Raw genomic sequence first — 23,301 nt, 5'->3', positions numbered from 1 at the left:
TCAGTGCACCAGAATGGCGGCCTGAGAGAACAGATGCACGCAGAGATCGCTCAACTGGACGATCATCCATTTTCCGCAAATACCTAATACCGCGAGGGTGACGATCAGCCTGGGTAAAAAACTAAGCGTTTGTTCGTTAATCTGCGTAACAGCCTGAAAAATGCTGACCAACATACCGACCAGCAGGCTGGGAACGACTAACACGCAGACTAAAATGATCACGACTTTTATACCGCTGGCGACGATGTCTGCGGCTACATCAATGGTTAGCATGTCAGCTCTCCGTTAGCCCAGTCCCAGACCGCGAATGCTGGAGGTCAGCGTACCAACGGTCAGCGCCCAGCCATCAATAAGCACAAACAGCATCAGCTTAAAGGGCAGCGAAACGATCAGCGGTGACAGCATCATCATCCCCATCGCCATCAGTACGCTGGCGACGATCAGATCGATCACGAGGAACGGAATGTAAATCATAAAACCTATCTGGAAGGCGGTTTTGAGTTCGCTTAGCACATAGGCGGGAACGATAATAGAAAGATCCTGATCGACTGCATTCCCTTTCGCGTTGGCGATCGTCATTATCTGCGCAATTGCTTTTTTATTGGTTTGCGCCAACATAAAACGTTTCAATGGCGAAGCGGCTGTACTCAGGGCGTCGGGGAGCGTGATTTGATCGTTTTCAAAAGGGACTACGGCATGATCGTAAATGTTGATCCAGATTGGGCGCATCACCAGCATGGTTAACGACAGGGCAATGCCAATCAGTATGCGGTTCGGCGGCGTTTGCTGCAGCCCTAATGCCTGACGCAGCAGGGAAAGAACAATAATAAAACGGGTAAAACAGGTCATCATCAGCACCAGGGTAGGCAGAATGCCCACCAGGGTCATCAGGATTAGGACCTGGATTTTTACGCTGTATTCCTGGCTATTTCCGTGTGAAACCACATTCAGCAACGGGATATCTCCCCCTTGCGCGCAGGCAAAGGGAGAAAGGATGAGTAACGAGATACCCAGTAAGAGCGTGAGTGTTGGCGCGCGTTTCATGGTGCCAGGTCGTTAATTTCATGCGTGTTGAATTCAAGGACGCGCAGGCCATATTTTTCGTTGACCACAACCACTTCAGCCTTACCTAGCAGGATATTATTGACCTTAATATCCAGCGGTTCACCGGCGAGTTTATCCATCTCGATGACGGTGTCGTCATCAATGTTTAGCAGATCGGCCAGCATCACCTCCACGGAGGAGACTTCCAGCGTGAGCGTGACTGGAATACGTTTGAGTAATGACATCGACTCGGAAAAACGGTCTTCTAAACGCGCTACCAGCTTTTCAGTGACAGACGGCGCGGGTGGCGTAGTTGCTTCGGGGGCTAACTCGAAGCCTTGCTCTAAAATATCTTCTGGCTTACTCATAGGATTTCTCCGTCTTGCTCGTTAATTCGGACAAAAACAGTTTGTCTTTATCCTCTACGATCAGGGCATTAAATAATTCGGATTTCCCGATATAAACAGGGAAAGTATCAGGCATCGCAATCGGTAAAATATCGCCGGGTTTAATCGTCGTCAGGTCGGCAACATTCAGAGGAATTTCTGCAATCTTCACGTTCATGGTTAGCGGCAGCGTATGAATGATTTCTTTGATCAGCGTTTTTTTACGCGTTTCAGCGCTGGCTTTATCAATCTGCTTTTTTTTCTCTCCATGCTCGCTACGGCGAATCAAATTCAGAATATAATCGGTATGCGAATCGTCCAGTAAGATGCGGAAACTGCAATTCTCATCATCACCTAATACAAATGTAAGCTGATAAGCCCAGTGGGTTTGTATGGTGCTGCTGTCGGGTTTGAGCGTCAGTGGAATACCAGATATATTTTTATTAAAAATGATATTGCAAATATCTAGCGCCAGTCTGCTTCGCAAGCGGATTTCCGTTTTGGTTGGTAAATCATCCTGCGACTTCTCGTCGGCGAGAGATGATGCCAGACCATAAAAGTTACCTAATAACATTAACAATAATGCGCGGTCGATATCAAAGGCCAGATGCCCAACCTGAGAAACTAATAACTCCGCACTTTTATTGATAACATCCATCTCACACTGTATTTTTTTTAGTGTTATATTTGTGCGGTGTTTTTTCAGGAAATAGTTTCCAAGATGTGATTCAATTGTATCAAAACTTCCCGTAAACATAGTCGGCAGACGATGATATGGACGTCCAAGCCGGTTTCCTTCAAGTTTAAAGATTCCGGGCGTTTGACTATATTTCAGCATGGTACGCTTTCTCAGCTGTAATTTCTGGGGCGGATGAGTTGATATCAAATCCCGCGGTTATCAAAGGAAATACAAATCCATTTAATTTATTACTCATCCTTGACGCTATTCTCATAGTGTTGAAGTCCATTAGATATGAAATGCAGTACCTGGGCTCTTCACTGATCCAGGGCTGGATATTAGATATTTTACCCCTCCCTTCTGCAAGTTATTAATGGTGATGAACTATAATTAAAAAATAATTAATTACATATCCGTGATGTTGCCCGCCTACAGTCTGTTGCTGCGTAGGGTTATCTTGTTGTCTGTTTTTCATGCGGATTTTCTTGTAGTTGACTGTTTTTCAAGGAATAATATTTTTATTATCTTTTAATTTAAGATTGTTAATGATATAGGTGATAGTATTTTTTTAGGAAAAACCCTATTTGAAAATAGTCTCCGATAGGGCTGCCCTGTGAAAGGGCGGTAAAACATGAGCAAGGATGGGATTAAGACATGGCACGGGTGATATCTATTATTCGATGATTGTGCTTTGGAATGATTTGTATATTTCTCGTAACGGATGTTAACTTTACTTCTAAGTGTAAATAATCATGTTTGAACTTATTGCCGAAGCAGCCTCCAGCATTAACGTTTTTTCAATGGCAAGACGTATTGCTGCTTTTAATGTTCCAGTACTTATCCATGGCGAAACCGGTACGGGTAAAGAATGTATCGCCAAATTTATCCACTCGATTGCATTTGCGCAGGAGGCGTCGGCACCTTATATCGGTGTGAATTGCGCTGCTATTCCTGAAAATATGCTGGAAGCCACGCTCTTTGGTTATGATAAAGGGGCGTTTACCGGGGCAGTGGCCACCGTACCGGGAAAGATGGAATTAGCTAATAACGGTACATTGTTATTGGATGAAATCGGTGATATGCCGTTGGCGCTACAGGCCAAGATACTGCGCGTATTACAGGAACAACAGGTTGAGCGTTTAGGCAGTAACCGTCTCATCAAATTAAATTTTCGTTTAATTGCCTGCACCAATAAAAACCTTGAAGAAGAGGTTGCGGCAGGACGCTTCAGAGAAGATCTCTATTATCGCATGTCAGTGATTCCGTTGACGATGCCGCCCTTGCGCGAGCGTATGGAAGATATTATCCCATTGGCGGAATCCTTTATTAAAAAATACTCCACGGTGCTGGTAAAAAATATCAAGCTTTCTGAATCGTCACGCCGGGCATTACTCAGCTATGCGTGGCCGGGTAACGTACGCCAACTGGAGAACGCGATTCAACGAGGAATGATCCTTAATCGTGATGGCGTTATTTATCCAGATACGTTAGGTCTGCCATCTATTGAGTCCGATTCCTGGAGCGAGCCGCAATGGCAACCTAAACCCAGCGCGCAAATCACCACCAGCGCCAATCTGGGCCAGCATGGTCGTAGCGCGCAGTATCAATATATCGCTGACCTGATGCGCAAATATCAGGGTAATAAAACCAAAATCGCTGATTTATTAGGAATCACCCCACGTGCGCTTCGTTATCGTCTGGCATCAATGCGAAAACAGGGAATAGAGATCTTTTCCTGAATCAGTCTGTGGTACCGAGAACGCTTTTCTAATTTTAAGAGTAGGTCATGAGCATAAATACGATAGCCCCAGCCAGTACGATGCAGACGCAAATGATGCAGGACATGCAGCAGATGAAAGCGGTCGCGCAAGCGCCCGTCCTTTCACCGATGCAGGTTAACGCCCAGCAGGCATCATCTCCGGTTTCGTTCGACCGCGTTATGCAAGGGGCGCTGAATCATGTTGATCGGTTCCAGCAGGTTGCGGAACAAAAACAAACGGCCATTGAGATGGGGAAAAGCGACGACCTGGCGGGGGCGATGATCGCCAGCCAGCAGGCATCGTTATCGTTTTCCGCGCTGGTGCAGGTACGCAATAAAGTCGCTTCCGGATTCAATGACCTGATGAGCATGTCAGTCTAACGCTATGAATGAACTAATAAAAAAAGTTACTCAGTTTTTACCATCCTTCTCTTTCAGGCTGGATGGTAATAAACGTCTGGCGTTACTGGCAGCAGCGGCTGTTGCGGCTACCGCCATTATTGTCAGCGTGCTATGGAATGGCAACCACGGCTATGTTTCGCTGTACGGTAGCCAGGAGAATATCCCGGTTTCGCAGATCGTCACCGTGCTGGATGGTGAAAAGCTGGAATACCGGATCGATCCGCAAAGCGGACAAATTCTGGTTCCGGAAGAGGACTTGTCCAAAACGCGAATGACGCTGGCGGCGAAAGGCGTTCAGGCCATGCTGCCCAGCGGCTATGAACTGATGGATAAAGATGAAGTGCTGGGCGCCAGTCAGTTTGTGCAAAACGTTCGCTACAAGCGGAGTCTGGAAGGCGAACTGGCGCAGAGCATCATGACGCTGGACGCCGTCGAGAGCGCCCGAGTGCATCTGGCGCTGAATGAAGAGAGTTCCTTTGTCGTCAGCGACGAACCGCAAAACAGCGCCTCGGTGGTGGTGCGTCTGCATTATGGCAGCAAGCTGGATCTGGACCAGGTGAATGCTATCGTGCACCTGGTGTCCGGCAGCGTGCCTGATTTGAAAGCTTCGCAGGTCAGCGTTGTCGACCAGGCGGGGAATTTATTGTCCGACGGTATTGGCGCGGGTGAAGCGGTTTCTGCGGCGACGCGTAAGCGCGACCAGATCCTCAAAGATATTCAGGATAAGACCCGCGCCAGCCTCGCAAATGTTCTCGACTCGCTGGTCGGCACTGGCAACTACCGGGTGAGCGTGATGCCGGATCTCGATCTGAGCAATATCGACGAAACCCAGGAGCATTACGGCGACACGCCAAAAGTTAACCGTGAAGAGACGGTACTCGATAGCGATACCAGCCAAATCGCCATGGGGATCCCCGGCTCGCTGAGTAACCGTCCTCCAGTGGCGGCAAATCAAGTGACGAATGGCGCCAATGGAACCGCGCCAGAGGAATCTAACCAGCCCGCTGCGTTGTCAAAGCATAGCGAGAACAAACGCGACTACTCCTGGGACCGTAGCGTTGAACATATCCAGCATCCCGGTTTCGACATTAAACGTTTAAATGTGGCTGTGGTACTTAACCAGAGCGCGCCTGCGTTGAAGAACTGGAAACCGGAGCAAACCACGCAATTGACGGCGCTGTTGAATAACGCCGCCGGGATTGATGCCAGGCGTGGCGACAATCTGTCTTTATCGCTGCTTAATTTTGTGCCGCAGTCGATCCCCGTCGAGCCGGTGGTCCCCTTTTGGAAGGATGACGACATTCTGGCCTGGGTGCGTCTGATTGGCTGCGGTCTGCTGGCACTGCTGTTACTGGTGTTTGTTGTTCGCCCGGTCATGAAACGGTTGACCGCCGAACGTCGCCGGACGTCGGCGCCAGAGCTGGCGCTGGACGCCGCACCGATCGCGATTCCTGCGGACAAACCCCATTTTGCGGCCGCTGAAGATGAACGTAAAAATATCGAACTGCCTTCTTTCCCTGGTGACGATAGCCTGCCTTCGCAGAGCTCCGGTCTGGAAGTGAAGCTGGAGTTCCTGCAAAAACTGGCGATGAGCGACACCGATCGCGTAGCTGAAGTTCTCAGACAATGGATTACCAGCAATGAGCGAATTGACAATAAATAACGGCAGCAACAATAGCTATCTGGAACAGGCCGCAATTTTATTGCTGTGTCTGGGCGAGGAGGCGGCAGCCACGGTGATGCAAAAACTCAGCCGCGAAGAGGTGGTTCGCCTGAGTGAAAACATGGCGCGTCTGTCTGGGGTAAAAACCAGCATAGCTAAAAAAGTGATCAATAACTTTTTTGATGAATTCCGCGAACAAAGCGGTATCAACGGCGCATCGCGTTCCATGCTGCAAGGGATCCTCAATAAAGCGCTGGGCACAGAAATCGCCAGCAGCGTGATCAACGGTATTTATGGCGATGAGATCCGTTCGCGGATGGCGCGTTTACAGTGGGTGGAGCCGCGCCAGTTGGCGATACTGATCTCAGAAGAGCATTTGCAGCTACAGGCCGTATTTCTTGCCTTCCTGACGCCAGAGATCTCGGCCACGGTACTGTCTTACATGAATGAGTCAGTGCAAAACGAGATCCTCTATCGCGTAGCGAAACTGAACGATGTGAACAGGGACGTGGTGGATGAGCTGGATCGTTTGATCGAGCGTGGGCTGTCGGTGCTTTCTGAACATGGCTCGAAAGTGAAAGGGATCAAGCAGGCTGCGGATATCGTGAACCGCTTCCAGGGAAATCAACAGGTGATTCTCGATCAGCTGCGCGAACGCGATGAAAATGTGCTCGAACAGTTGCAGGATGAAATGTACGACTTCTTTATTCTGAGCCGCCAAACTGACGAAGTGCGTCGTCGTCTGCTGGACGAAGTACCGATGGAAGATTGGGCGGTGGCGCTGAAAGGTACTGAAGCGCTGTTACGCCGTTCGATTTATGCCGTGATGCCTAAGCGTCAGGTACAACAACTGGAGGCGATAACCTCACGTCTTGGTCCGGTTCCGGTGAGCCGTATTGAGCAGATACGCCGTGAAATCATGGGAATTGCCCGCGAACTTGAGGAAGCGGGTGAAATACAGCTACAGCTGTTTGCTGAACAGACGGCGGAGTAACCTATGGCGATTGAAACCATTCGTGGTCGTTACCGGCTGCATCGTTTTCCTCCTCGCCAGCGCCATCTACAGGCTGAACAGCTCACGCCGGGGATTACTCCGGCGGATTATCAGCGCCAACTGATGGACGGCTTCCAGGAAGGGCTGCAAAAAGGTTTTGAGCAGGGGATGACCGAAGGCCAGGAGCAGGGTTTTCAGGAAGGTCATCAGAAGGGGCACGATGAAGGTCGTCGTCAGGGATACACTGAAGGCAGCCTGGCCGGACAGCAGGAAGGGCGCAAGCAGTTTGAACGCGCCGCCCAGCCGCTGGAGGCTATCTCCGGCAAAGTGAATGACTATCTGGCGCACGTCCAGCGTAAACAGCGGGAAGACCTGTTGCAGCTGGTTGAAAAGGTGACCCGCCAGGTGATTCGCTGTGAGCTGGCGCTGCAACCGACGCAGCTATTATCGTTGGTCGAAGAGGCAATTTCGGCCTTTCCGGCGATGCCTGAGTCGCTACAGGTGCTGCTGAGTAACGAAGAATTTAACCGCATCAAAGATGTCGCGCCTGAGAAGGTCACTGCCTGGGGACTGACTCCCTCTCCCGATCTACAGGCGGGCGAGTGTCGGGTGATTACCGATAAATCCGAGCTGGATATTGGCTGCGAGCATCGCCTCGAGCAATGTATGTCGGCACTTAAAGAGTCGCTGCTGCCGGAGCCGACGGGTGAGTGATCTTTCCAGCTTCGACAACGCGCTGCGTTCTATTGAGTCGATTCCTTTAGCCCGGGTTGCCGGGCGACTGGTTCGCGTGAACGGTATTTTGCTGGAGAGCGTGGGCTGCCCGTTGGTAACCGGCCAGTTGTGCCGTGTTGAAAGTGCAAACCATACGCTGATCGACGCGCAGGCGGTGGGATTTAATCGTGATATCACCTACCTGATGCCCTTCAAACACCCCGTCGGACTGATGGCGGGGGCGCGCGTATTCCCCGAAGAAAAAGCCCAGGAGATCCTGATCAGCGAAAGCTGGCTGGGGCGGGTGGTCAATGGCCTGGGCGAACCGCTGGATGCCAAAGGCCGTCTGACCGGCAATGATGTGCTGCCACCTCAGGCGCCGTCTATCAACCCCCTTACGCGTCGGTCGGTGAACCAACCGCTGGATGTTGGTGTAAAAGCAATCAACGGGTTATTAACTATCGGCAAAGGCCAGCGCGTGGGGTTGATGGCTGGCAGCGGCGTGGGAAAAAGTGTGCTGCTGGGGATGATTACCCGCCAGACCAAGGCCGACATCGTGGTGGTGGGGTTAATTGGCGAGCGTGGCCGCGAGGTGAAAGAGTTTATCGATCACTCGCTGGGCGTGGAAGGGTTGGCAAAATCCATTATCGTGGCGGCTCCGGCGGATGAGTCGCCGTTGATGCGTTTGAAAGCCACCGAGCTGTGCCACTCTATCGCCGCTTGGTTTCGCGATCGTGGGCATCACGTTTTATTGCTGGTGGATTCGTTAACCCGTTATGCCATGGCGCAGCGCGAGATCGCGTTGTCATTGGGAGAACCTCCGGCGACGAAAGGCTATCCGCCCTCGGCGTTCGGTATGATCCCTAAGCTTGTGGAAAGCGCCGGCAACAGTGAAAGTGAAGGATCAATGACCGCCATTTACACGGTGCTGGCGGAAGGGGACGACCAACAGGATCCAATCGTTGACTGCGCGCGCGCGGTGTTGGATGGGCATATCGTACTGACCCGTAAGCTGGCGGAAGCCGGGCATTATCCAGCCATTGATATTGGGCAGTCGATCAGTCGATGCATGACCCAGGTTACGCCCTACGAGCATCAGCAATCGGCCCGTCTGCTGAAACAAAACTATGCCGCCTATATGGAAATTAAGCCGCTGATCCCGTTGGGGGGCTATGTTGCCGGAGCCGATCCCAGCGTTGATAAAGCCGTCAAAGTGTTCCCCGCCATTGAGCGTTTCCTGCGTCAGGAGGTAAGTGAACCCGCGTCACTTGAACTGGTGCAAAGTCGTTTACAGGCCCTTTTCCCCCAGGCAAAGAAAACGGAAGGTAAATAATCATGCGGCAAATTATTGATACCCTGGCGCAGTTGCAGCGTCTGCGGGATAAATCAGTCAAAGACATGACGGTCCAGTTGGCTAAACAGCAGCAGGTCTGTACCGGCTTTGACAATAACATCAAAGCGCTGGGTTACCTTATTCAAAAAACCAGCACCGGCGTTGAGGCGCCTTCGGTTGAATCACTCAAAAACGTGACCGGATACAAAGGCACGCTACGCACGGTGATTGCCTGGCAGGAACAGGAAAAAACGCTGGCTAAAATCAAAGAGCAGCGTATTCAAAAAAATCTGGTCGCCGCGGCTTGTGAAGAGAAAATTGTCGCCATGACGTTGGCAGATAAGCGCCATGAGTTAAATCATGAGGCGATTGTTAAAGAACAAAAAGTGGTAGATGAAATTGCCACGCAGTGCTGGTTAAGACAGAAGACGCTGGGCTTGGTATGAAAACGATCATTACTTTCGGCACATTTGATGTTTTTCATTCGATAAATATGCATTCTGGTGTAATTAAAATAAGCTATATCGAGTTCTCTTATCCACGATGATTCAATTAATTTATTATGGGATGGTGTGATGCAAGAAAAGTGTATTATTTGTGGTTCTGATATGAGGTTTTATTTTAAAAAGGATGGTTTTTACAATCCGGAAATGTCTGAGCCAATAGTGAAAAAACTAACTCGTAATTTGTTGCCGATTACTTATTTGGAATGCTCTTGCTGTGGTTTTTCACTTTCAGAAACACATCGGAATCTTTCCCCCCAGGAATGGGAGGAACTAAATAATAACTATCATCACTATAATGAAAGTGCAGCGGGCAGAAACTTAGGGAATCAACCACCCTATTTAGAACAAGCTATGATGGTTGAGTTGCTTATAAGAAATAATATTGTAGATGGTAGTGATATTTTAGATTACGCGGCTGGGTATGGAACATTGCGTAATATTTTTCAGAAGTATTATGATAGAAACATAAAATGTTATGATAAGTATGTGAAAAATGAATTGTTGCAATATGAATGTAATATCTATAATAAGACTTGGCCGATTGTGATAAATTCGGCAATGTTTGAACATGTATTGACAAGAAAAGATCTTGATGAAGTGAATAATTTGGTTTCAGAAGATGGAGCGTTATTAGTTCATACCGTTGTAGTAGAACGAGTACCTCATGATCCTAATTGGTTCTATATTGATATTCCGGTTCATACTGCAGTGCATACCAATAAAAGTATGAGCATGCTTATGGAACAATGGGGATACCAATCTTCTATTTATAGCCCACATAGTAAAACATGGGCATTGCTACGTAAACCTTACAAAGAAATAAAACCATTGGTCGATAAAATAAACAAAGAGTTACAAGTTTTTTGGTTGTACGGTAAAGATGGGTTTATGGACTATTGGAAAACGAGATGAGTCCATCATCTAGATGTTGAATTGACACGGACATGATTTTTCACCACCGATGTGAGTACATGATTCCAATCATTAATTATGTATGTTTGGAAGAATAATATTAATTTGATGTTGTTCGTAACCTGTTGTTTTTAATGGTTAATTAAATTTTAATGTTTTAATATTATTTTTATTTTGCAAGGGGTGATAATGTTTCAACCACCTTAGTGGTTATTGTTGATGAGCGTTGATATTATAACTATAATCCACTTTATAAAATCCATAAAGTGGATTGTGTCATTATCTTTATAGATGTATTACATCGGATATTTTAATGCTCTGGCTCGGCACGGCTTGGTTCTTGTCTACTTATTAAAGAGATTTGAATTACCAAAAATTAACTGACACTGGATTAGTGTCTTGGATAGAATGGTAAGATTAATAGGGGGTTAAGTATAATATGAAGGATATTTTTGTCACTAGTCCGCTATTACCTCCTTTGGATGAATTTGTTCCATTTCTTGAGAGAATATGGAGTAATAAGATACTCACTAATGGTGGAGAGTTTCACCAGGAGTTGGAACGGGCATTGGCAGAATATCTTGGCGTAAAATACGTTTGTTTATTTGCCAATGGTACACTTGCATTGTTGACTGCGATGCAGACGCTGAGAATCAGTGGTGAAGTCATTACCACGCCATATTCATTTGTTGCGACGTCTCATAGTTTGTTATGGAATGGACTAACGCCTGTTTTTGCTGATATCGATCCAGTTACATTTAATATTAATCCAAAAAGTATCGAAGCACTTATTACCCCACAAACGACCGCTATACTACCCGTACATTGCTACGGTGTTCCCTGTGATGTAGATAGTATTGAACGTATCGCCGATATATATGGACTAAAGGTTATTTATGATGCTGCCCACGCGTTTGGGGTGAAGTTACGAAAAAACAGTATATTGAACTTTGGAGACCTCTCTATACTCAGTTTTCATGCGACAAAAGTTTTCAACACGTTTGAAGGTGGAGCAATTATTTGTCATGACGTCCGCACCAAAGAGCGGATTGATTATCTTAAAAACTTCGGCTTTGCGGGGGAAACTCGTATTGTTGCACCTGGTATTAATGCAAAAATGCATGAAGTTGAGGCTGCATTTGGTCTTCTGCAGTTAAAATATATCGACACTGCTCTTGCTGAACGTGCTGCTATTTATCAACGTTACAGCAAAATGCTTGCTACGATACCGGGTGTCGCTTTTATTCAACCCCCAGAAGATACTATCTGGAATTATGCATATTGCCCTGTTTTAATTACAAAAAAATGTTCGTGCACACGTGATGAAATATATGAAGGGCTTAAAGACGAAGGTATTTTTACTCGTCGTTACTTCTATCCGCTGATTACCTCTTTTGCTATGTATCGGGGATTACCCAGTGCTTCACCAGATAAATTACCTAATGCGAACACTATTGCAGATACAGTGCTTTGTCTGCCTATTTATCCTGGGCTTACGATTACAGATCAGGAACGAATTGTCAGTATTATCTATAAAATGACAACGACTGGAAAAGAGAGTAGGTGGGTAAAAGAAGACCGCCTGGTGGGTGTGGGTGAATAAACATTTTCCCATTAAGGCTATATTTTATGATGGGACTTAATATTTTGACCTTGTAGCAAGAAAATTGAGATAAAAATGAAACTAGCTATCTATGGTGCGGGTGGTCTCGGTAGGGAAACGCTTCAGCTCGCACAACAAATACATGCTTCAAATTACTGTTGGGAAGAGATTTGTTTTATTGATGACATAAATAGCAATCGACAGGTTAAGAAATATCCTGTTCTAAAACTGGACTCAATTACACCTGATGAATTCGAGATTGTTATTGCGGTTGGAGAACCATCGCTGCGTGACTCATTATTGCAAAAAGTTTTAGAGCGAAATTTCACGCTTGCTACATTGGTACATCCTCAAGCGAAAATTAGTGATGATGTTTTTGTGGGCGTAGGAAGCATTATTTTTCATGGTGTGTTTATTTCCTGTGATAGCGTCATTGGTCAGAATGTCCTCCTGCAACCAAATGCTAGCATAGGGCATGACTGTTTCATCGGGAAAAATAGTGTTGTTTCATCTTTCGCCAACTTTGCCGGCAATGTTAAGGTTGGTGAGCGTGTCTTTATTGGGATGAATGCTGTCATTCGGGAGCATACTGATATTGGTGATGATTCAGTGATTAGTATGGGAGCAGCAGTTTTCTCGGACATAACCTCTGCAGTTATTGTCGTTGGAAATCCAGCGAGAATTGTTCGCCATAATGAGTCAAAAAGGGTATTCAAATAATTTATATTGGATATTGTTGATGGTTTTTTGTTATTAAATGGTTTGTCCTGATATATGTTATTGTCATGGGTGGCCGCAAACAATGATAATTTTACACATGCTTAGGAGCGAGATGATGTCTAATATAGAAACTTATAATCGTATTTTTATTGAAACTTTTGAAATCTCAGAGGATATGCTTTCAGGCTATAAATATCAGGATACCCCAGCTTGGGATTCCGTTGGCCATATGACAATGATTGCTGCACTTGAAGATGCCTTCGATATTATGATGGATACTGATGATATCATTGAATTTTCATCTTGGGAGAAAGGTAAAGATATTTTAATGAATTATGATATCAAACTTCAGGATTAAGTGATTATGCTTAGCGCGAAAACTGTAGTCATTACAGGCTGTCTACAAGGGATTGGTAAAACCACTCTTGAAACCTTCGCGAGATCCGGCGCAACAGTATTTGCCTGTTGCCAGTTCCCTGATCCTGACTTCATGGATTTTATCGGTGATCTTAGCGAAAAATATCAGGCAACTATTATACCAGTATATTTTGATTTGCTGGATGGCAATGCGATTAAGCAAGCAGCTATGTCTATTCAGAAAACTAAAAAACCAGTTGATGTGCTGGTTAATATTGCTGGTGTTAACTTTGATGCTAATTTTCAGATGGTCACACAGGAGCAATTGCAAAAGACATTTGCTATTAACTTCTTCGCGCAGATAGCGTTTACACAATATATTGTTCGGATAATGTTACGTCAGAAAAAAGGTAGCATTATTAATGTATCCAGTATATCTGCTCTTGATGGTAATCCGGGGCAGCTTGCTTATGCTAGTGCTAAAGCAGCATGGATTGCAGCGACCAAAACGATGTCTGCAGAGCTGGGGCCACAGGGGATTCGTGTTAATGCTGTTGCGCCGGGAATTATCAGTACTGCAATGACAGCATCGTTGTCAAATGAAGTAATGACACGTCAAATGGCGCGTTGCAAATTAAAACGCCTGGGAAGACCAGAGGATGTTGCTAGCGCATTACTCTGGTTGGCATCTGATATATCGAGCTACACCACAGGGCAAATTATTCGCATTGATGGCGGTATGGGGTGAGGATGTTACCAATGATGTTAATGCAAGGAAAAACAGTATTAATTACAGGTTGTCGGCGTGGTATAGGACTGGCTATGGTCGAAGTTTTTGCTGCCAGTGGCGCGAATATCTATGCGCATGTGCGTAACATCGATAATGCTTTTATCGAGTGTATGGATGAGATCAGTCATCGCAATAATGTCGAAATCTGGCCAATTAGTTTTGATATGACTGATTATAACGCCATGAAACTGGCCGTTAAAAAGATCATGGCTGACAAACGCTCTCTGGACGCTGTGATAAATAATGCAGGGATTACATTAAACAGCCTGTTTCAAATGACTAGCGAATCGCAGTTGCGGGAGCAGTTTGAGGTCAATTTCTTCTCCGTCTATATCTTTACGCAATATATAGCTAAATTGATGACCCGGAATCAACATGGCAGCATTATTAATATAGCTTCCACAGCGGGTGAAGATGGAAATCCGGGAAAATCGGCTTATGGCGCATCAAAGGCTGCGATTATTGCTATGACTAAATCTATCGCTGCAGAGCTTGGTGAAAAGGGGATCCGTGCTAACTGTATAGCACCTGGTATTACTGATACTGAAATGTTGTTGACGATGCCCGCTCAGGTGGTAGAGGATGCGAAAAATAGCACCGATCTGGGGCGAGTTGGCATGCCTACCGAAATAGCTCGGGCAGCTCTGTTCCTGGCAAGCGAGCTTTCTTGTTATATCACCGGTCAGACGATTCGTGTTGATGGTGGTCTTAGATGACCAAAAATCTCTCACAGCTTCATGGTGCCGCGCGGCGTATACGTACGCGTATTTTGACCGTAGCTCATCATGCACCAGGTGATGGTGTTCATGTTTCACCAGCCTTATCAATAGTCGATATTCTGAGCGCCCTATACGGTAGCGTAATGCACTACGATGCAAGAACTATCACTGATATGCATCGTGATGTATTTATTCTCAGCAAGGGACATGCCGCGTTGGGGCTTTATGCGACGCTCTCTGAGTTTGGTATTATCACTTCCGAACAACTTGAAACCTTCGAGCTAAATGGGTCAGTACTGCAGGTACATCCCACAAAATACGCCGAGTATGGCATTGATTTTTCAGGTGGTAGTCTGGCTCAAGGCCTATCTTTCGCTACGGGACTCGCTTTGGGACGGCATCTGAAAAACGAGGTTTGGCACACCTATGTACTTGTGGGTGATGGTGAATGTAATGAAGGCGCTATATGGGAATGCGCTTTTATGGCTGCACATTATAAAGTAGATAACCTGACGCTGATTGTTGATCGTAACGGCTTACAATCCGATGGTCATACTGACGATATCATGCAGATGGATCTTGAGGCCCTGTGGAGAGCCTGTCATTGGGAGACAATAGTGTGTGACGGTCATAACCTGCGAGCACTGCTTGATGCTTTTGCTGCACCGTCCAACGGTAAACCTAAAGTCATTATAGCCAATACGGTAAAAGGCAAAGGCGTCTCTTTTATGGAAAATAATAAAGAATTTCATCGTAATCGCATTTCGGCACAGCAATTAAATGACGCACTATCTGAGCTTGACGGGAGTTCGTCATGCTAGATATTAAACCTTCTGCTATTCGCGCATGGTCGATGCTGGGATCGCGTGGAACATTTGGTCTGGCGTTGTTGGAAATGGCGCGTGAAAATCATCAGATAGTGGCGCTTTCTGGCGACCTGTGCAAATCTTCTGGTCTTGACCGTTTTAGTAATACCTGGCCTGAGCGTTTCTTTAACACCGGCATTGCAGAACAGAATATGGTGGGTATCGCATCGGGTCTGGCTGCAAGTGGATTTGTACCATTTGTCACGTCGTTTCCTAACTTCCTCACTTTGCGTGCAGCTGAACAGATTCGCTTGAATCTGGGCTATATGCAGGAGAATGTGAAGCTGGTGGGGCTCGCTTCTGGGCTTGCAACCGGTATGTTTGGTGCCACGCATCATGGCATTGAAGAACTGGCTATGCTGCGTTCGGTGTCCAATATTGCCATTTTCTCTCCAGCAGATTGCACTGCAACAGTGAAGATGACGCAGCTTGCTTTTGAACATCAAGGCCCCGTTTACTTGCGGCTGACAGGAGGGATGCGGGCACCAATTGTATATAAAGACGACTTTGAACTGGTGCCAGGTAAAGCGATTCATCTCAAAGATGGTAAAGATATTGCTATCGTTGCAACGGGCAGCATGGTGCATGTTGCGCTGACTGTCGCCAGGCAACTGGCGGATCATGAGGTCGATGCTGCGGTTATTGATATGCATACCCTTAAACCACTTGATGAAGCACTGCTTGCCTTACATCTTGATAAAAAATTATTGGTAACAGTTGAGGAACATAGCGTTATTGGTGGATTAGGAAGTGCGGTTGCTGAGTATGTTGGCGGAGTTGAGGTGCGACCAAAATTGCTTAACATTGGTATCCCACAAGGGTACCCCCCAGCAGGTGACTATAGTTGGATGCTGGAGCAAAGCGGGCTTACTGCAGAGAAAGTTACTTCAAGGATTCTGGGAGCTCTGTAAATTATGGCATTCTGGCACACTGAAAATATTTCATCTACGCAGCCTGCCTTAGTGGACTCTTCCGGCATCAATTTAACCTATGGTGAGCTTACTGACTGTGTACAGGCAGTTGCTAAGGATATACCTGAGCGAGCATTAGTATTTATTTTTTGCAATAACGACTGTGAGACTGTTATCGGTTATCTGGCATGCCTTAGAAAAAATGCTGTCGCATTAATGCTCGATAGTGATCTTGATAATGAACTTCTTTCTAAGCTGATTGATACGTACCGGCCAACGCTGCTTTGGTGCGCTGATGGAGAACATTATCGATTACAACCAACTGGGCTAACACCATGGCCAATGCATGAATCACTTGCACTATTGGTGACAACATCAGGCTCAACAGGTAGCCCAAAACTGGTTCGTCTGAGCCAACGTAATCTGGAAAGTAATGCCAGTAGCATCAAGCGTTATCTGGAAATTGAAAGCAGAGAACGTGGTCTGGTAAACCTACCTGTGAATTATGTGTACGGGCTATCGATTATAAACAGTCATCTGAGCGCTGGCGCAACTCTGCTGCTGACTCGGGACAGTGTTATGCAGCGTGAATTCTGGCAATTTGTGCACACTGAGCAAGCAAGCTCCTTAAGTGGGGTTCCATACACATGGGAGTTGTTGAAAAGACTACGTTTTATGCAAATGAACCTCCCGTATTTGCGCACTTTGACGCAAGCTGGTGGAAAACTTGCGCCTGCTACACAGCAGGAATATACCGATTACGCTGAGCAGTGCGGCAAGAAATTTATTGTGATGTATGGTGCTGCTGAGGCGACCTCTCGTATGGCCTGGCTGGCACCCGAACATGCTCGGTGTAAATATGGATCTATTGGCCGTGCGATTCCTGGTGGCGAGTTTCTACTGCTTGATGCGAATGGTCAGGTTATTACCACACCGGATACTGAGGGTGAATTACTCTATTGTGGTGAAAACGTGGCTCTCGGCTATGCGCAGTGTGGTGAGGATCTGGCGCTCGGCGACATCTTCGGCGGTACATTGCACACTGGTGATATTGCTCGTTTTGATAGTGAAGGTTTCTATACCATTGTTGGGCGTAAGAAACGATTTTTGAAAATATTTGGTAACCGCGTTGGGTTAGATGAGATGGAAGCGTTGCTCAAAACCGCATTTCCAGGGGTGGCTTGTGCATGCGAGGGCCGTGATGATCTTTTGTGCATCTTCATTACCGAAACTTCTTTAGTTCGGGCAGTGAAACAATATGCAAGCAAGATCAGCAAAATACATCATTCTGCATTCCGAGTAATCGTGCTTGAAGAAATTCCTAAAAATGCTGCTGGCAAAACGCTTTATCACAGGCTGAAAGATCATGTGCTGTTCGTTTGAAGATCTCTTATCATTGGGGCCGTACTCGCTTGCGCATAATGAAAAGCAATCAATATTGTTTAATCAATTGCGGTTGCTAACTGAACACCATTATGCACAATGTGAACCCTATCGTCGTATGTTGGATGCCCAGTCATTTATACCTGCCACAATGGATGACGTTGCAAAACTGCCATTTTTACCTGTGTCGCTTTTTAAATTGCTTAATTTGAAAAGTATATCTGATAGTGAGGTAGTTAAAACTATGACCTCCTCAGGGACCACAGGACAACACGTATCACGAATTTATCTGGATAAAATGACTGCCTCCCGTCAGCAAAAAATACTGGTTAAAATTGTTAGCCAGTTTACTGGTGCAGGGCGTTTACCATTGCTGATTATTGATTCGCCAGAAGTATTAAAAAACAGATTTCAATTTTCTGCTCGTGGGGCTGGTATCTTGGGATTTTCGCTTTTTGGCAGCGATCGCGCTTGGGCATTAGATGAGAAAATGTCATTGAATTTTAATCTGGTTCAGGCGTTTCTGCAGAAACATCAAGGGAAACGGATCCTGCTCTTTGGTTTTACCTTTATGGTATGGCAGCATTTTTATAAAGCACTTATTAACAGTAACTGCAAACTGGATTTAAGCAATGCGTTGCTGATCCATGGTGGGGGGTGGAAAAAGCTGCAAAATGAAGCAGTGTCACCTGAAGAATTTATTGAAAAACTTTATTATACCTGCTCGTTATCATCAGTACATGATTATTACGGTATGGTTGAACAAACCGGTTGTATCTACATGCAATGTGAACATGGTCATCTGCATACTTCTATTTTCTCAGATATTATTATCCGTGACCCTCAGGATTTTTCTATTTCAGCTGTTGGTCAACCTGGAATTATTCAGGTGCTATCAATATTGCCCAATTCCTACCCAGGTCATTCACTATTGACCGAAGATGAAGGAGTTTTGCTGGGCGAAGATGACTGTCTATGCGGGCGTAAAGGTAAGTATTTTCGAATTATGGGACGTCTCAAGCAGGCTGAATTACGAGGATGTAGCGATATATATGCCGCACAGTTTTGAAGATTTAACATTTACCCTTGGTAATGAGGCATTGCTACGTGTAATGCCAAACCTTAATTCTCTACCTCCTTTTTCTCCAGAGGTTAAAGCCTTTCTGGACAGTTTTTCACGCTTGGTATTAAGGAGTAGAGAAGCGAAAGTTTGGCCAGACGTGATAAGTCTGGGGTTTTGGTGCCGTTTGGCCTCAGTTGCGTTTATGCAAGCTAACTGTGGTTCACTGGAACATCGCTTTGGGCGTGGTATGGTGTTTCATATTGCTCCGGGGAATGTTGCGGTTAACTTTGCATATTCGCTTTTTACTGGTCTGCTGGCGGGTAATGCAAATGTCGTACGTTTACCTGGGCGTGACTATCCACAGGTTGTTATTATCATCAAGTTGATGGCAGCTGCACTGGAAATTCATCCTGCAATAAAATCAAGAGTTTGTTTGGTTCGTTATGATAAGCAAAAAAATATCAACGATATCCTCTCTGCGATGTGCGATACGCGTATCATTTGGGGAGGGGACGAAACGATTGCCCAGATACGGCTCTCTCCTCTCACAGCGCGTGCGTTCGATATTACTTTTGCTGATCGTTACTCTATCGCATTAATCAATGCGGAACACTATCTTGCGCACGATGAAAAATATCAGCTGGCACAGTCATTTTATAATGACACGTTGCTAAACGACCAAAATGCGTGTTCTTCCCCGTCTTTGGTTGTGTGGCTCGGTAAAGAAACCGAGCGTGCCAGGGAAATATTTTGGCATCACTTCGATGCTCTGGCGACAGCGCGCTACGAGTTTGAACCTATTTATGCAGTTAACAAATTGGCTCAACTCTACATGATAAGTGCTCAATTTTCAGGGGTGAAAAAAATAGGAGGGGAAAACAATAGAATCGTGCGCGTCGAATTGCCATCACTTACAGTTGATACGCTGAATTGGCGTGGTAACTGTGGCTTCTTTCTGGAGTATATAGCAGGCTCGATTGATGATATCAACCCAATTTGTCATTCACGTTGCCAGACATTGGCTGTGTTTGGTATTGAAGATGATATACTTAATGACTGGCTTGCCAGTGGCCACCGAGGAATTGACCGAGTGGTAGGTCTGGGACATACACTTGATTTCTCTCTAAAATGGGACGGCTATGATTTAATATCAATGCTGACGAGGACGATTAATATCAGTGCATAATCGACCCTCTCACTTTTTAATGGGGCATCTTATGGTTTAATCTCGCTAGTACAGAAAATTAGATAAGGGTAACCTTTATTATGAGCCAGTCCCTATGGTTTTTAACTTATCTGATATTTATGGCAACTCTACATATGAATGGTTTTTAATATTTACTCAATGCTTCAATTAAAAAGTTTAAGCGAGAAGTTCTGTATGAGTAATGAAATTTCACTGAAATCCATGTTGGTAGAATAAATTAACAATATCAATACATAAATGATGAATATGAGCAGCTTTATAACAAAATTCAATATGGATATTTCTTGATGATACTCAGTAACAATTTGATCTTATAAAAAACAATAGACATAAAATAGAGGGATAAGTGTCGTACGCGATCTATTCATCTACATATTCTACACCAAAAATTATTTACGAAAGATCCAGTGCTATCAAGTGGTTTTTTTAATTAGAGTGATAGATGTGAAGTCGTTATCAGATAATAATGTCATTCTATCGTAGATGAATGTTAACTATGAACCTACATTTTGTCTGCATATAATACAATGCTTCATTTGTTTCTTCCGGTTTCGTCAGGTGATAATAATATATATTATTTCAATCGTTTTGAGTTTCTCCTGCCTTCTGTGAAGGCAGGGGGAAGAATATGAATGCGTAATTTATTTTTTATTTTTAAACAAAATAGATAACACTTTGACACCAACTTTAGGGTGTTTTTTATGTAGCATACCTAGGATAGTCAGGGCGAGTTCGTAGCTATTACTTTTTATAATATTGGGTAAGCGCCACCAACAAAAATATGTAGAAGAAACTCTGGTAAACCATTCATCAAGCTGATAGCGAGTGAGCCCATTTTTATGGGCTAATTCAATTGTTTCCTCTAGATGGCACATGAAAAGCTCATCTATATATATGTCAGTAGGTGCATTCATATTGAAAGTTATACTTTTTTCATGTATGCGGTATATTGAGGAAATACGGTTTATAAAACCGACATTCCCTGCTAACATTAATCGTGAAAAAAGATGAAAATCACTTACCCCTTCATGTACAATTGCTTTTGTTTTTATTGCAGCAGAACGTCGAAATACTGTAGTTAGAAACATAATGCCTGGGAAACCTGATTTTTGAATGTCTAAAAAATATTTTTTTCCATTAGTTATATTATTTGTTGTGGCATAGTAGTTTGCATTTGATATCATGTTTTTTGCTTCATGCAATTCAAGGTAACGAGCAAAAACAAATGCTAGGCTTTTATCTTTCTCCATTAATAAAACAGCATCCATTAAATAATCTCTATCGAGCAGAAGATCATCATGATCGATAATGAAAATATATTCACCCTTTGTATGTAGATTTAACCCCGACCTGAGATTACCAGCTCCTTTTTGATTTGTCTTATTTCGTATAATTGTCAAGCGCGGATCATCGATTTCAGCTAAACGCGCTGCTGTATGATCAGTAGAAGCATCATCAATTACTACAACTTCTATATTTGGGTAGCGCTGACGAAGAACGCTACTAAGTGTTTTCATCAGGACGTCTACTTGATTATAGGTCGTAATAATGACTGATAATAATGGCCAGTTGGTATCTTGCTGAATTTTTTCATTTTCACCAGTGTACTGATGGTGGAAATAATCAGCTATCTCATACATTCCATGAGAGCGATAAAGTTTCGATAATTCATGATAATCTTCTGCAAGTGCAGTTCCATTATTAAATTTGGCGATAAGTCTTTTTTCCAATTTATTACGTTCTTCAGGAAGGGTTGACAACAACGGATGGAAAAAAGAATATATATTGTTTTCGATTGTTTTATTAGATTTATTGCTATTATTTTTCTTAAAAGCAGCACATGGCCAAATCCCAAGCCATCGATGCTGAGGCATTAATTTATTCCAATAGATATCTATAGGATATTCATGCTTGATTATATTTTTAGCGTTTTTATCAAAATCCTGGACATAATTACCAATTAGTGTTTCATAATAATTTTCATTAACAGCATAAGCTCCCATCATTTGCGCCGCATCAATCTTCAGACAGCAACTGTTTTCTAGAAGCGATGAAGTCTTCTGGTAGTTAGCTGAAAGTATTGCAACATCCCATTTTATATTTTTGAGTAATAGAAAGAAATGATTGCATTGTTTATCTGTTTCAATACTTTGCACAAATGAAACATTATCTTCAATAATGAGTACGTTTTTCCATTTTTGCTCACGAGCCATATGCAATACTGCTATATGAGGTAGCATATGATCTGCACCAATAATATCAGTCTGGATAGCATTGAAGTTGATGATTTTATCTTCTGGTATTTTTAGTCTATCTATATTAAAAGAAAATAGTTCTTCTTCATTGGGGGTGTCTGGTGTTTTAATATATACTATTTTTTCGAAAATAGACCAGTCGATTTTGTGTTGAAAATTAAGTGTGGGTATTTGTACAGAAATATCGTTCCTGGCAAGTTCTGTTGAACGGTAAAATAACCCGGTATTTGTCGCGTATTCCAGGTTATCAATGACGGTTACTGGGCAATTATTTTTGTTCAATTGAATAAAAGGTTTTCCCAGAGATGCTTCATCGCCTTGGGTATTGAACCATATACCCAGTGTTTCATAATGGTGGCGGTGGAAACAGAGTGAGGCTAAATGGCTGAAATGATCAGCCCGGGAATTTATACAGCATAAATAGTCAATAGTAGGAATATAGACTGGTTTTAGTGTTGAACCCAGGATTTTATCGGGAGATTGAGTTGAGAAGTTATTAAAATATTTCTCTGGATACAAAACATCTGGCATAATAAAATGCCAGATATCGCCACGTGCATGTCGATTTAGCAGCGCTACTTTTTCCTCTGGTGTTGAGCATTCAGGTGCATAGAAATAGTGAATTTTCAACATTATTTCTTTATTTATTTTTAGATTTGCGAAGAAATCTTTGCGGTCAATATTTCCTGAGTCAACAAAGAAAAGTTCCCCCGAATTAACTACATTCTTAACAAATGTCATAATGATATTAAGGTATTGCTTTTCACTGCATGGTGTTATACATAACAAATTGATCGTGCGACTGGACATAGTGTTAAGCTCTTTTTTTGATAAAGGGTGACTTAGCTAATACTTCGGAGTTAATAAAGCGCTAAGCGTCTTACGGGTTAGGAACCAAAATTGCAGTATTTTAAAATTTATTCCATGTTTTTCTCTATGCGCATCATGGTATCCCCTCAGTGTTAATATTAACCTTGCATTGTTAAATGGTGGCTATCTAAAGTGGTTAATACCTCCATGTCGGACGGGGTTAAT

Annotated in this window: 23 protein-coding genes; 18 read left to right on the top strand and 5 right to left on the bottom strand. The window is 44.2% G+C overall.

What is annotated here, in order from left to right:
- Genes M4I31_RS18965 through M4I31_RS18950 form a run of 4 tightly spaced genes read right to left on the bottom strand, consistent with a single transcriptional unit; the run spans position 1 to position 2,268 of the window.
- Entirely contained in the window at positions 1–273 is a 273-nt protein-coding gene (locus M4I31_RS18965) for a flagellar biosynthetic protein FliQ (RefSeq protein ID WP_038637561.1), read from the bottom strand.
- Between the two features lie 12 nt (positions 274–285).
- Positions 286–1,044, bottom strand: coding sequence for a flagellar type III secretion system pore protein FliP (gene fliP / locus M4I31_RS18960; protein WP_038637565.1), 759 nt, complete (start codon positions 1,042–1,044; stop codon positions 286–288).
- Positions 1,041–1,412 (bottom strand): FliM/FliN family flagellar motor switch protein, encoded by a 372-nt coding sequence (locus M4I31_RS18955; protein ID WP_003838856.1) that lies wholly within the window; start codon positions 1,410–1,412, stop codon positions 1,041–1,043. The genes fliP and M4I31_RS18955 overlap by 4 nt, the downstream gene beginning before the upstream one ends.
- Complete coding sequence (locus M4I31_RS18950) at positions 1,405–2,268, bottom strand: FliM/FliN family flagellar motor switch protein (protein ID WP_038637570.1); 864 nt, start codon at positions 2,266–2,268, stop codon at positions 1,405–1,407. Before M4I31_RS18950 ends, M4I31_RS18955 begins: the two co-directional genes overlap by 8 nt.
- A 593-nt stretch (positions 2,269–2,861) precedes the next feature.
- Between M4I31_RS18950 and M4I31_RS18945 the strand changes: the two genes are divergently transcribed.
- The 18 genes from M4I31_RS18945 (at position 2,862) to M4I31_RS18860 (ending at position 19,990) form a co-directional block, all read left to right on the top strand.
- Positions 2,862–3,848: a sigma-54-dependent Fis family transcriptional regulator gene (locus tag M4I31_RS18945; protein WP_038637572.1), complete on the top strand. Its 987-nt coding sequence runs from the start codon at positions 2,862–2,864 to the stop codon at positions 3,846–3,848.
- Between the two features lie 47 nt (positions 3,849–3,895).
- Complete coding sequence (locus M4I31_RS18940; RefSeq protein ID WP_038637576.1) at positions 3,896–4,249, top strand: flagellar hook-basal body complex protein FliE; 354 nt, start codon at positions 3,896–3,898, stop codon at positions 4,247–4,249.
- Positions 4,250–4,253: 4 nt separating this feature from the next.
- The gene (gene fliF, locus M4I31_RS18935) at positions 4,254–5,933 is read left to right on the top strand and encodes a flagellar basal-body MS-ring/collar protein FliF (protein WP_085047749.1); all 1,680 of its coding nucleotides are present in this window, start codon (positions 4,254–4,256) and stop codon (positions 5,931–5,933) included.
- A complete protein-coding gene (locus tag M4I31_RS18930; RefSeq protein WP_038637583.1) occupies positions 5,911–6,927 on the top strand; it encodes a flagellar motor switch protein FliG in 1,017 nt (338 codons plus the stop codon). The genes fliF and M4I31_RS18930 overlap by 23 nt, the downstream gene beginning before the upstream one ends.
- 3 nt (positions 6,928–6,930) lie before the next feature.
- A complete protein-coding gene (fliH, locus tag M4I31_RS18925) occupies positions 6,931–7,641 on the top strand; it encodes a flagellar assembly protein FliH (protein WP_038637585.1) in 711 nt (236 codons plus the stop codon).
- The gene (gene fliI, locus M4I31_RS18920; protein WP_085047748.1) at positions 7,634–8,974 is read left to right on the top strand and encodes a flagellar protein export ATPase FliI; all 1,341 of its coding nucleotides are present in this window, start codon (positions 7,634–7,636) and stop codon (positions 8,972–8,974) included. The genes fliH and fliI overlap by 8 nt, the downstream gene beginning before the upstream one ends.
- Before the next feature lie 2 nt (positions 8,975–8,976).
- Positions 8,977–9,420 (top strand): flagellar export protein FliJ, encoded by a 444-nt coding sequence (gene fliJ, locus M4I31_RS18915; RefSeq protein ID WP_085047747.1) that lies wholly within the window; start codon positions 8,977–8,979, stop codon positions 9,418–9,420.
- Positions 9,421–9,546: 126 nt separating this feature from the next.
- Entirely contained in the window at positions 9,547–10,392 is an 846-nt protein-coding gene (locus tag M4I31_RS18910) for a class I SAM-dependent methyltransferase (RefSeq protein ID WP_233638876.1), read from the top strand.
- Positions 10,393–10,831: 439 nt separating this feature from the next.
- Positions 10,832–11,995 (top strand): DegT/DnrJ/EryC1/StrS aminotransferase family protein, encoded by a 1,164-nt coding sequence (locus M4I31_RS18905; RefSeq protein WP_085047746.1) that lies wholly within the window; start codon positions 10,832–10,834, stop codon positions 11,993–11,995.
- A 75-nt stretch (positions 11,996–12,070) separates the two neighbouring features.
- On the top strand, positions 12,071–12,715 hold the full coding sequence (locus M4I31_RS18900; RefSeq protein WP_085047745.1) for an acetyltransferase: 645 nt from the start codon (positions 12,071–12,073) through the stop codon (positions 12,713–12,715).
- Between the two features lie 115 nt (positions 12,716–12,830).
- Positions 12,831–13,073, top strand: coding sequence for an acyl carrier protein (locus M4I31_RS18895; protein WP_137351157.1), 243 nt, complete (start codon positions 12,831–12,833; stop codon positions 13,071–13,073).
- 3 nt (positions 13,074–13,076) lie between these two features.
- Positions 13,077–13,820 (top strand): SDR family NAD(P)-dependent oxidoreductase, encoded by a 744-nt coding sequence (locus M4I31_RS18890; RefSeq protein WP_137351156.1) that lies wholly within the window; start codon positions 13,077–13,079, stop codon positions 13,818–13,820.
- Between the two features lie 14 nt (positions 13,821–13,834).
- Positions 13,835–14,578 carry an SDR family NAD(P)-dependent oxidoreductase gene (locus M4I31_RS18885; RefSeq protein ID WP_085047775.1) on the top strand — a complete coding sequence of 248 codons (744 nt, stop codon included), beginning with the start codon at positions 13,835–13,837 and terminating at the stop codon, positions 14,576–14,578.
- The gene (locus M4I31_RS18880; protein ID WP_085047744.1) at positions 14,575–15,402 is read left to right on the top strand and encodes a transketolase; all 828 of its coding nucleotides are present in this window, start codon (positions 14,575–14,577) and stop codon (positions 15,400–15,402) included. Before M4I31_RS18885 ends, M4I31_RS18880 begins: the two co-directional genes overlap by 4 nt.
- On the top strand, positions 15,396–16,358 hold the full coding sequence (locus M4I31_RS18875; RefSeq protein ID WP_085047743.1) for a transketolase family protein: 963 nt from the start codon (positions 15,396–15,398) through the stop codon (positions 16,356–16,358). The genes M4I31_RS18880 and M4I31_RS18875 overlap by 7 nt, the downstream gene beginning before the upstream one ends.
- Before the next feature lie 3 nt (positions 16,359–16,361).
- Positions 16,362–17,741: an AMP-binding protein gene (locus tag M4I31_RS18870; protein ID WP_085047742.1), complete on the top strand. Its 1,380-nt coding sequence runs from the start codon at positions 16,362–16,364 to the stop codon at positions 17,739–17,741.
- Positions 17,725–18,810: an acyl-protein synthetase gene (locus M4I31_RS18865; RefSeq protein WP_085047741.1), complete on the top strand. Its 1,086-nt coding sequence runs from the start codon at positions 17,725–17,727 to the stop codon at positions 18,808–18,810. Before M4I31_RS18870 ends, M4I31_RS18865 begins: the two co-directional genes overlap by 17 nt.
- The gene (locus tag M4I31_RS18860; RefSeq protein WP_085047740.1) at positions 18,794–19,990 is read left to right on the top strand and encodes an acyl-CoA reductase; all 1,197 of its coding nucleotides are present in this window, start codon (positions 18,794–18,796) and stop codon (positions 19,988–19,990) included. The genes M4I31_RS18865 and M4I31_RS18860 overlap by 17 nt, the downstream gene beginning before the upstream one ends.
- 662 nt (positions 19,991–20,652) lie before the next feature.
- Here M4I31_RS18860 and M4I31_RS18855 read toward each other — a convergent pair.
- A complete protein-coding gene (locus M4I31_RS18855; RefSeq protein ID WP_085047739.1) occupies positions 20,653–23,076 on the bottom strand; it encodes a glycosyltransferase family 2 protein in 2,424 nt (807 codons plus the stop codon).
- Positions 23,077–23,301 lie beyond the last annotated feature (225 nt).

This window comes from Citrobacter sp. XT1-2-2 (genome assembly GCF_023516235.1).
GTDB lineage: Bacteria > Pseudomonadota > Gammaproteobacteria > Enterobacterales > Enterobacteriaceae > Citrobacter > Citrobacter werkmanii.
The sequence above is the reverse complement of the archived record's forward strand: the minus strand, read 5'-3'. Positions and strand labels throughout refer to the sequence as shown.

Coding starts and splice junctions, on each gene's coding strand:
- M4I31_RS18965 (WP_038637561.1), bottom strand. CDS start 273: ATGCTAACCATTGATGTAGCCGCAGACATCGTCGCCAGCGGTATAAAA.
- fliP (WP_038637565.1), bottom strand. CDS start 1,044: ATGAAACGCGCGCCAACACTCACGCTCTTACTGGGTATCTCGTTACTC.
- M4I31_RS18955 (WP_003838856.1), bottom strand. CDS start 1,412: ATGAGTAAGCCAGAAGATATTTTAGAGCAAGGCTTCGAGTTAGCCCCC.
- M4I31_RS18950 (WP_038637570.1), bottom strand. CDS start 2,268: ATGCTGAAATATAGTCAAACGCCCGGAATCTTTAAACTTGAAGGAAAC.
- M4I31_RS18945 (WP_038637572.1), top strand. CDS start 2,862: ATGTTTGAACTTATTGCCGAAGCAGCCTCCAGCATTAACGTTTTTTCA.
- M4I31_RS18940 (WP_038637576.1), top strand. CDS start 3,896: ATGAGCATAAATACGATAGCCCCAGCCAGTACGATGCAGACGCAAATG.
- fliF (WP_085047749.1), top strand. CDS start 4,254: ATGAATGAACTAATAAAAAAAGTTACTCAGTTTTTACCATCCTTCTCT.
- M4I31_RS18930 (WP_038637583.1), top strand. CDS start 5,911: ATGAGCGAATTGACAATAAATAACGGCAGCAACAATAGCTATCTGGAA.
- fliH (WP_038637585.1), top strand. CDS start 6,931: ATGGCGATTGAAACCATTCGTGGTCGTTACCGGCTGCATCGTTTTCCT.
- fliJ (WP_085047747.1), top strand. CDS start 8,977: ATGCGGCAAATTATTGATACCCTGGCGCAGTTGCAGCGTCTGCGGGAT.
- M4I31_RS18905 (WP_085047746.1), top strand. CDS start 10,832: ATGAAGGATATTTTTGTCACTAGTCCGCTATTACCTCCTTTGGATGAA.
- M4I31_RS18900 (WP_085047745.1), top strand. CDS start 12,071: ATGAAACTAGCTATCTATGGTGCGGGTGGTCTCGGTAGGGAAACGCTT.
- M4I31_RS18895 (WP_137351157.1), top strand. CDS start 12,831: ATGTCTAATATAGAAACTTATAATCGTATTTTTATTGAAACTTTTGAA.
- M4I31_RS18885 (WP_085047775.1), top strand. CDS start 13,835: ATGTTAATGCAAGGAAAAACAGTATTAATTACAGGTTGTCGGCGTGGT.
- M4I31_RS18880 (WP_085047744.1), top strand. CDS start 14,575: ATGACCAAAAATCTCTCACAGCTTCATGGTGCCGCGCGGCGTATACGT.
- M4I31_RS18875 (WP_085047743.1), top strand. CDS start 15,396: ATGCTAGATATTAAACCTTCTGCTATTCGCGCATGGTCGATGCTGGGA.
- M4I31_RS18870 (WP_085047742.1), top strand. CDS start 16,362: ATGGCATTCTGGCACACTGAAAATATTTCATCTACGCAGCCTGCCTTA.
- M4I31_RS18865 (WP_085047741.1), top strand. CDS start 17,725: ATGTGCTGTTCGTTTGAAGATCTCTTATCATTGGGGCCGTACTCGCTT.
- M4I31_RS18860 (WP_085047740.1), top strand. CDS start 18,794: ATGCCGCACAGTTTTGAAGATTTAACATTTACCCTTGGTAATGAGGCA.
- M4I31_RS18855 (WP_085047739.1), bottom strand. CDS start 23,076: ATGTCCAGTCGCACGATCAATTTGTTATGTATAACACCATGCAGTGAA.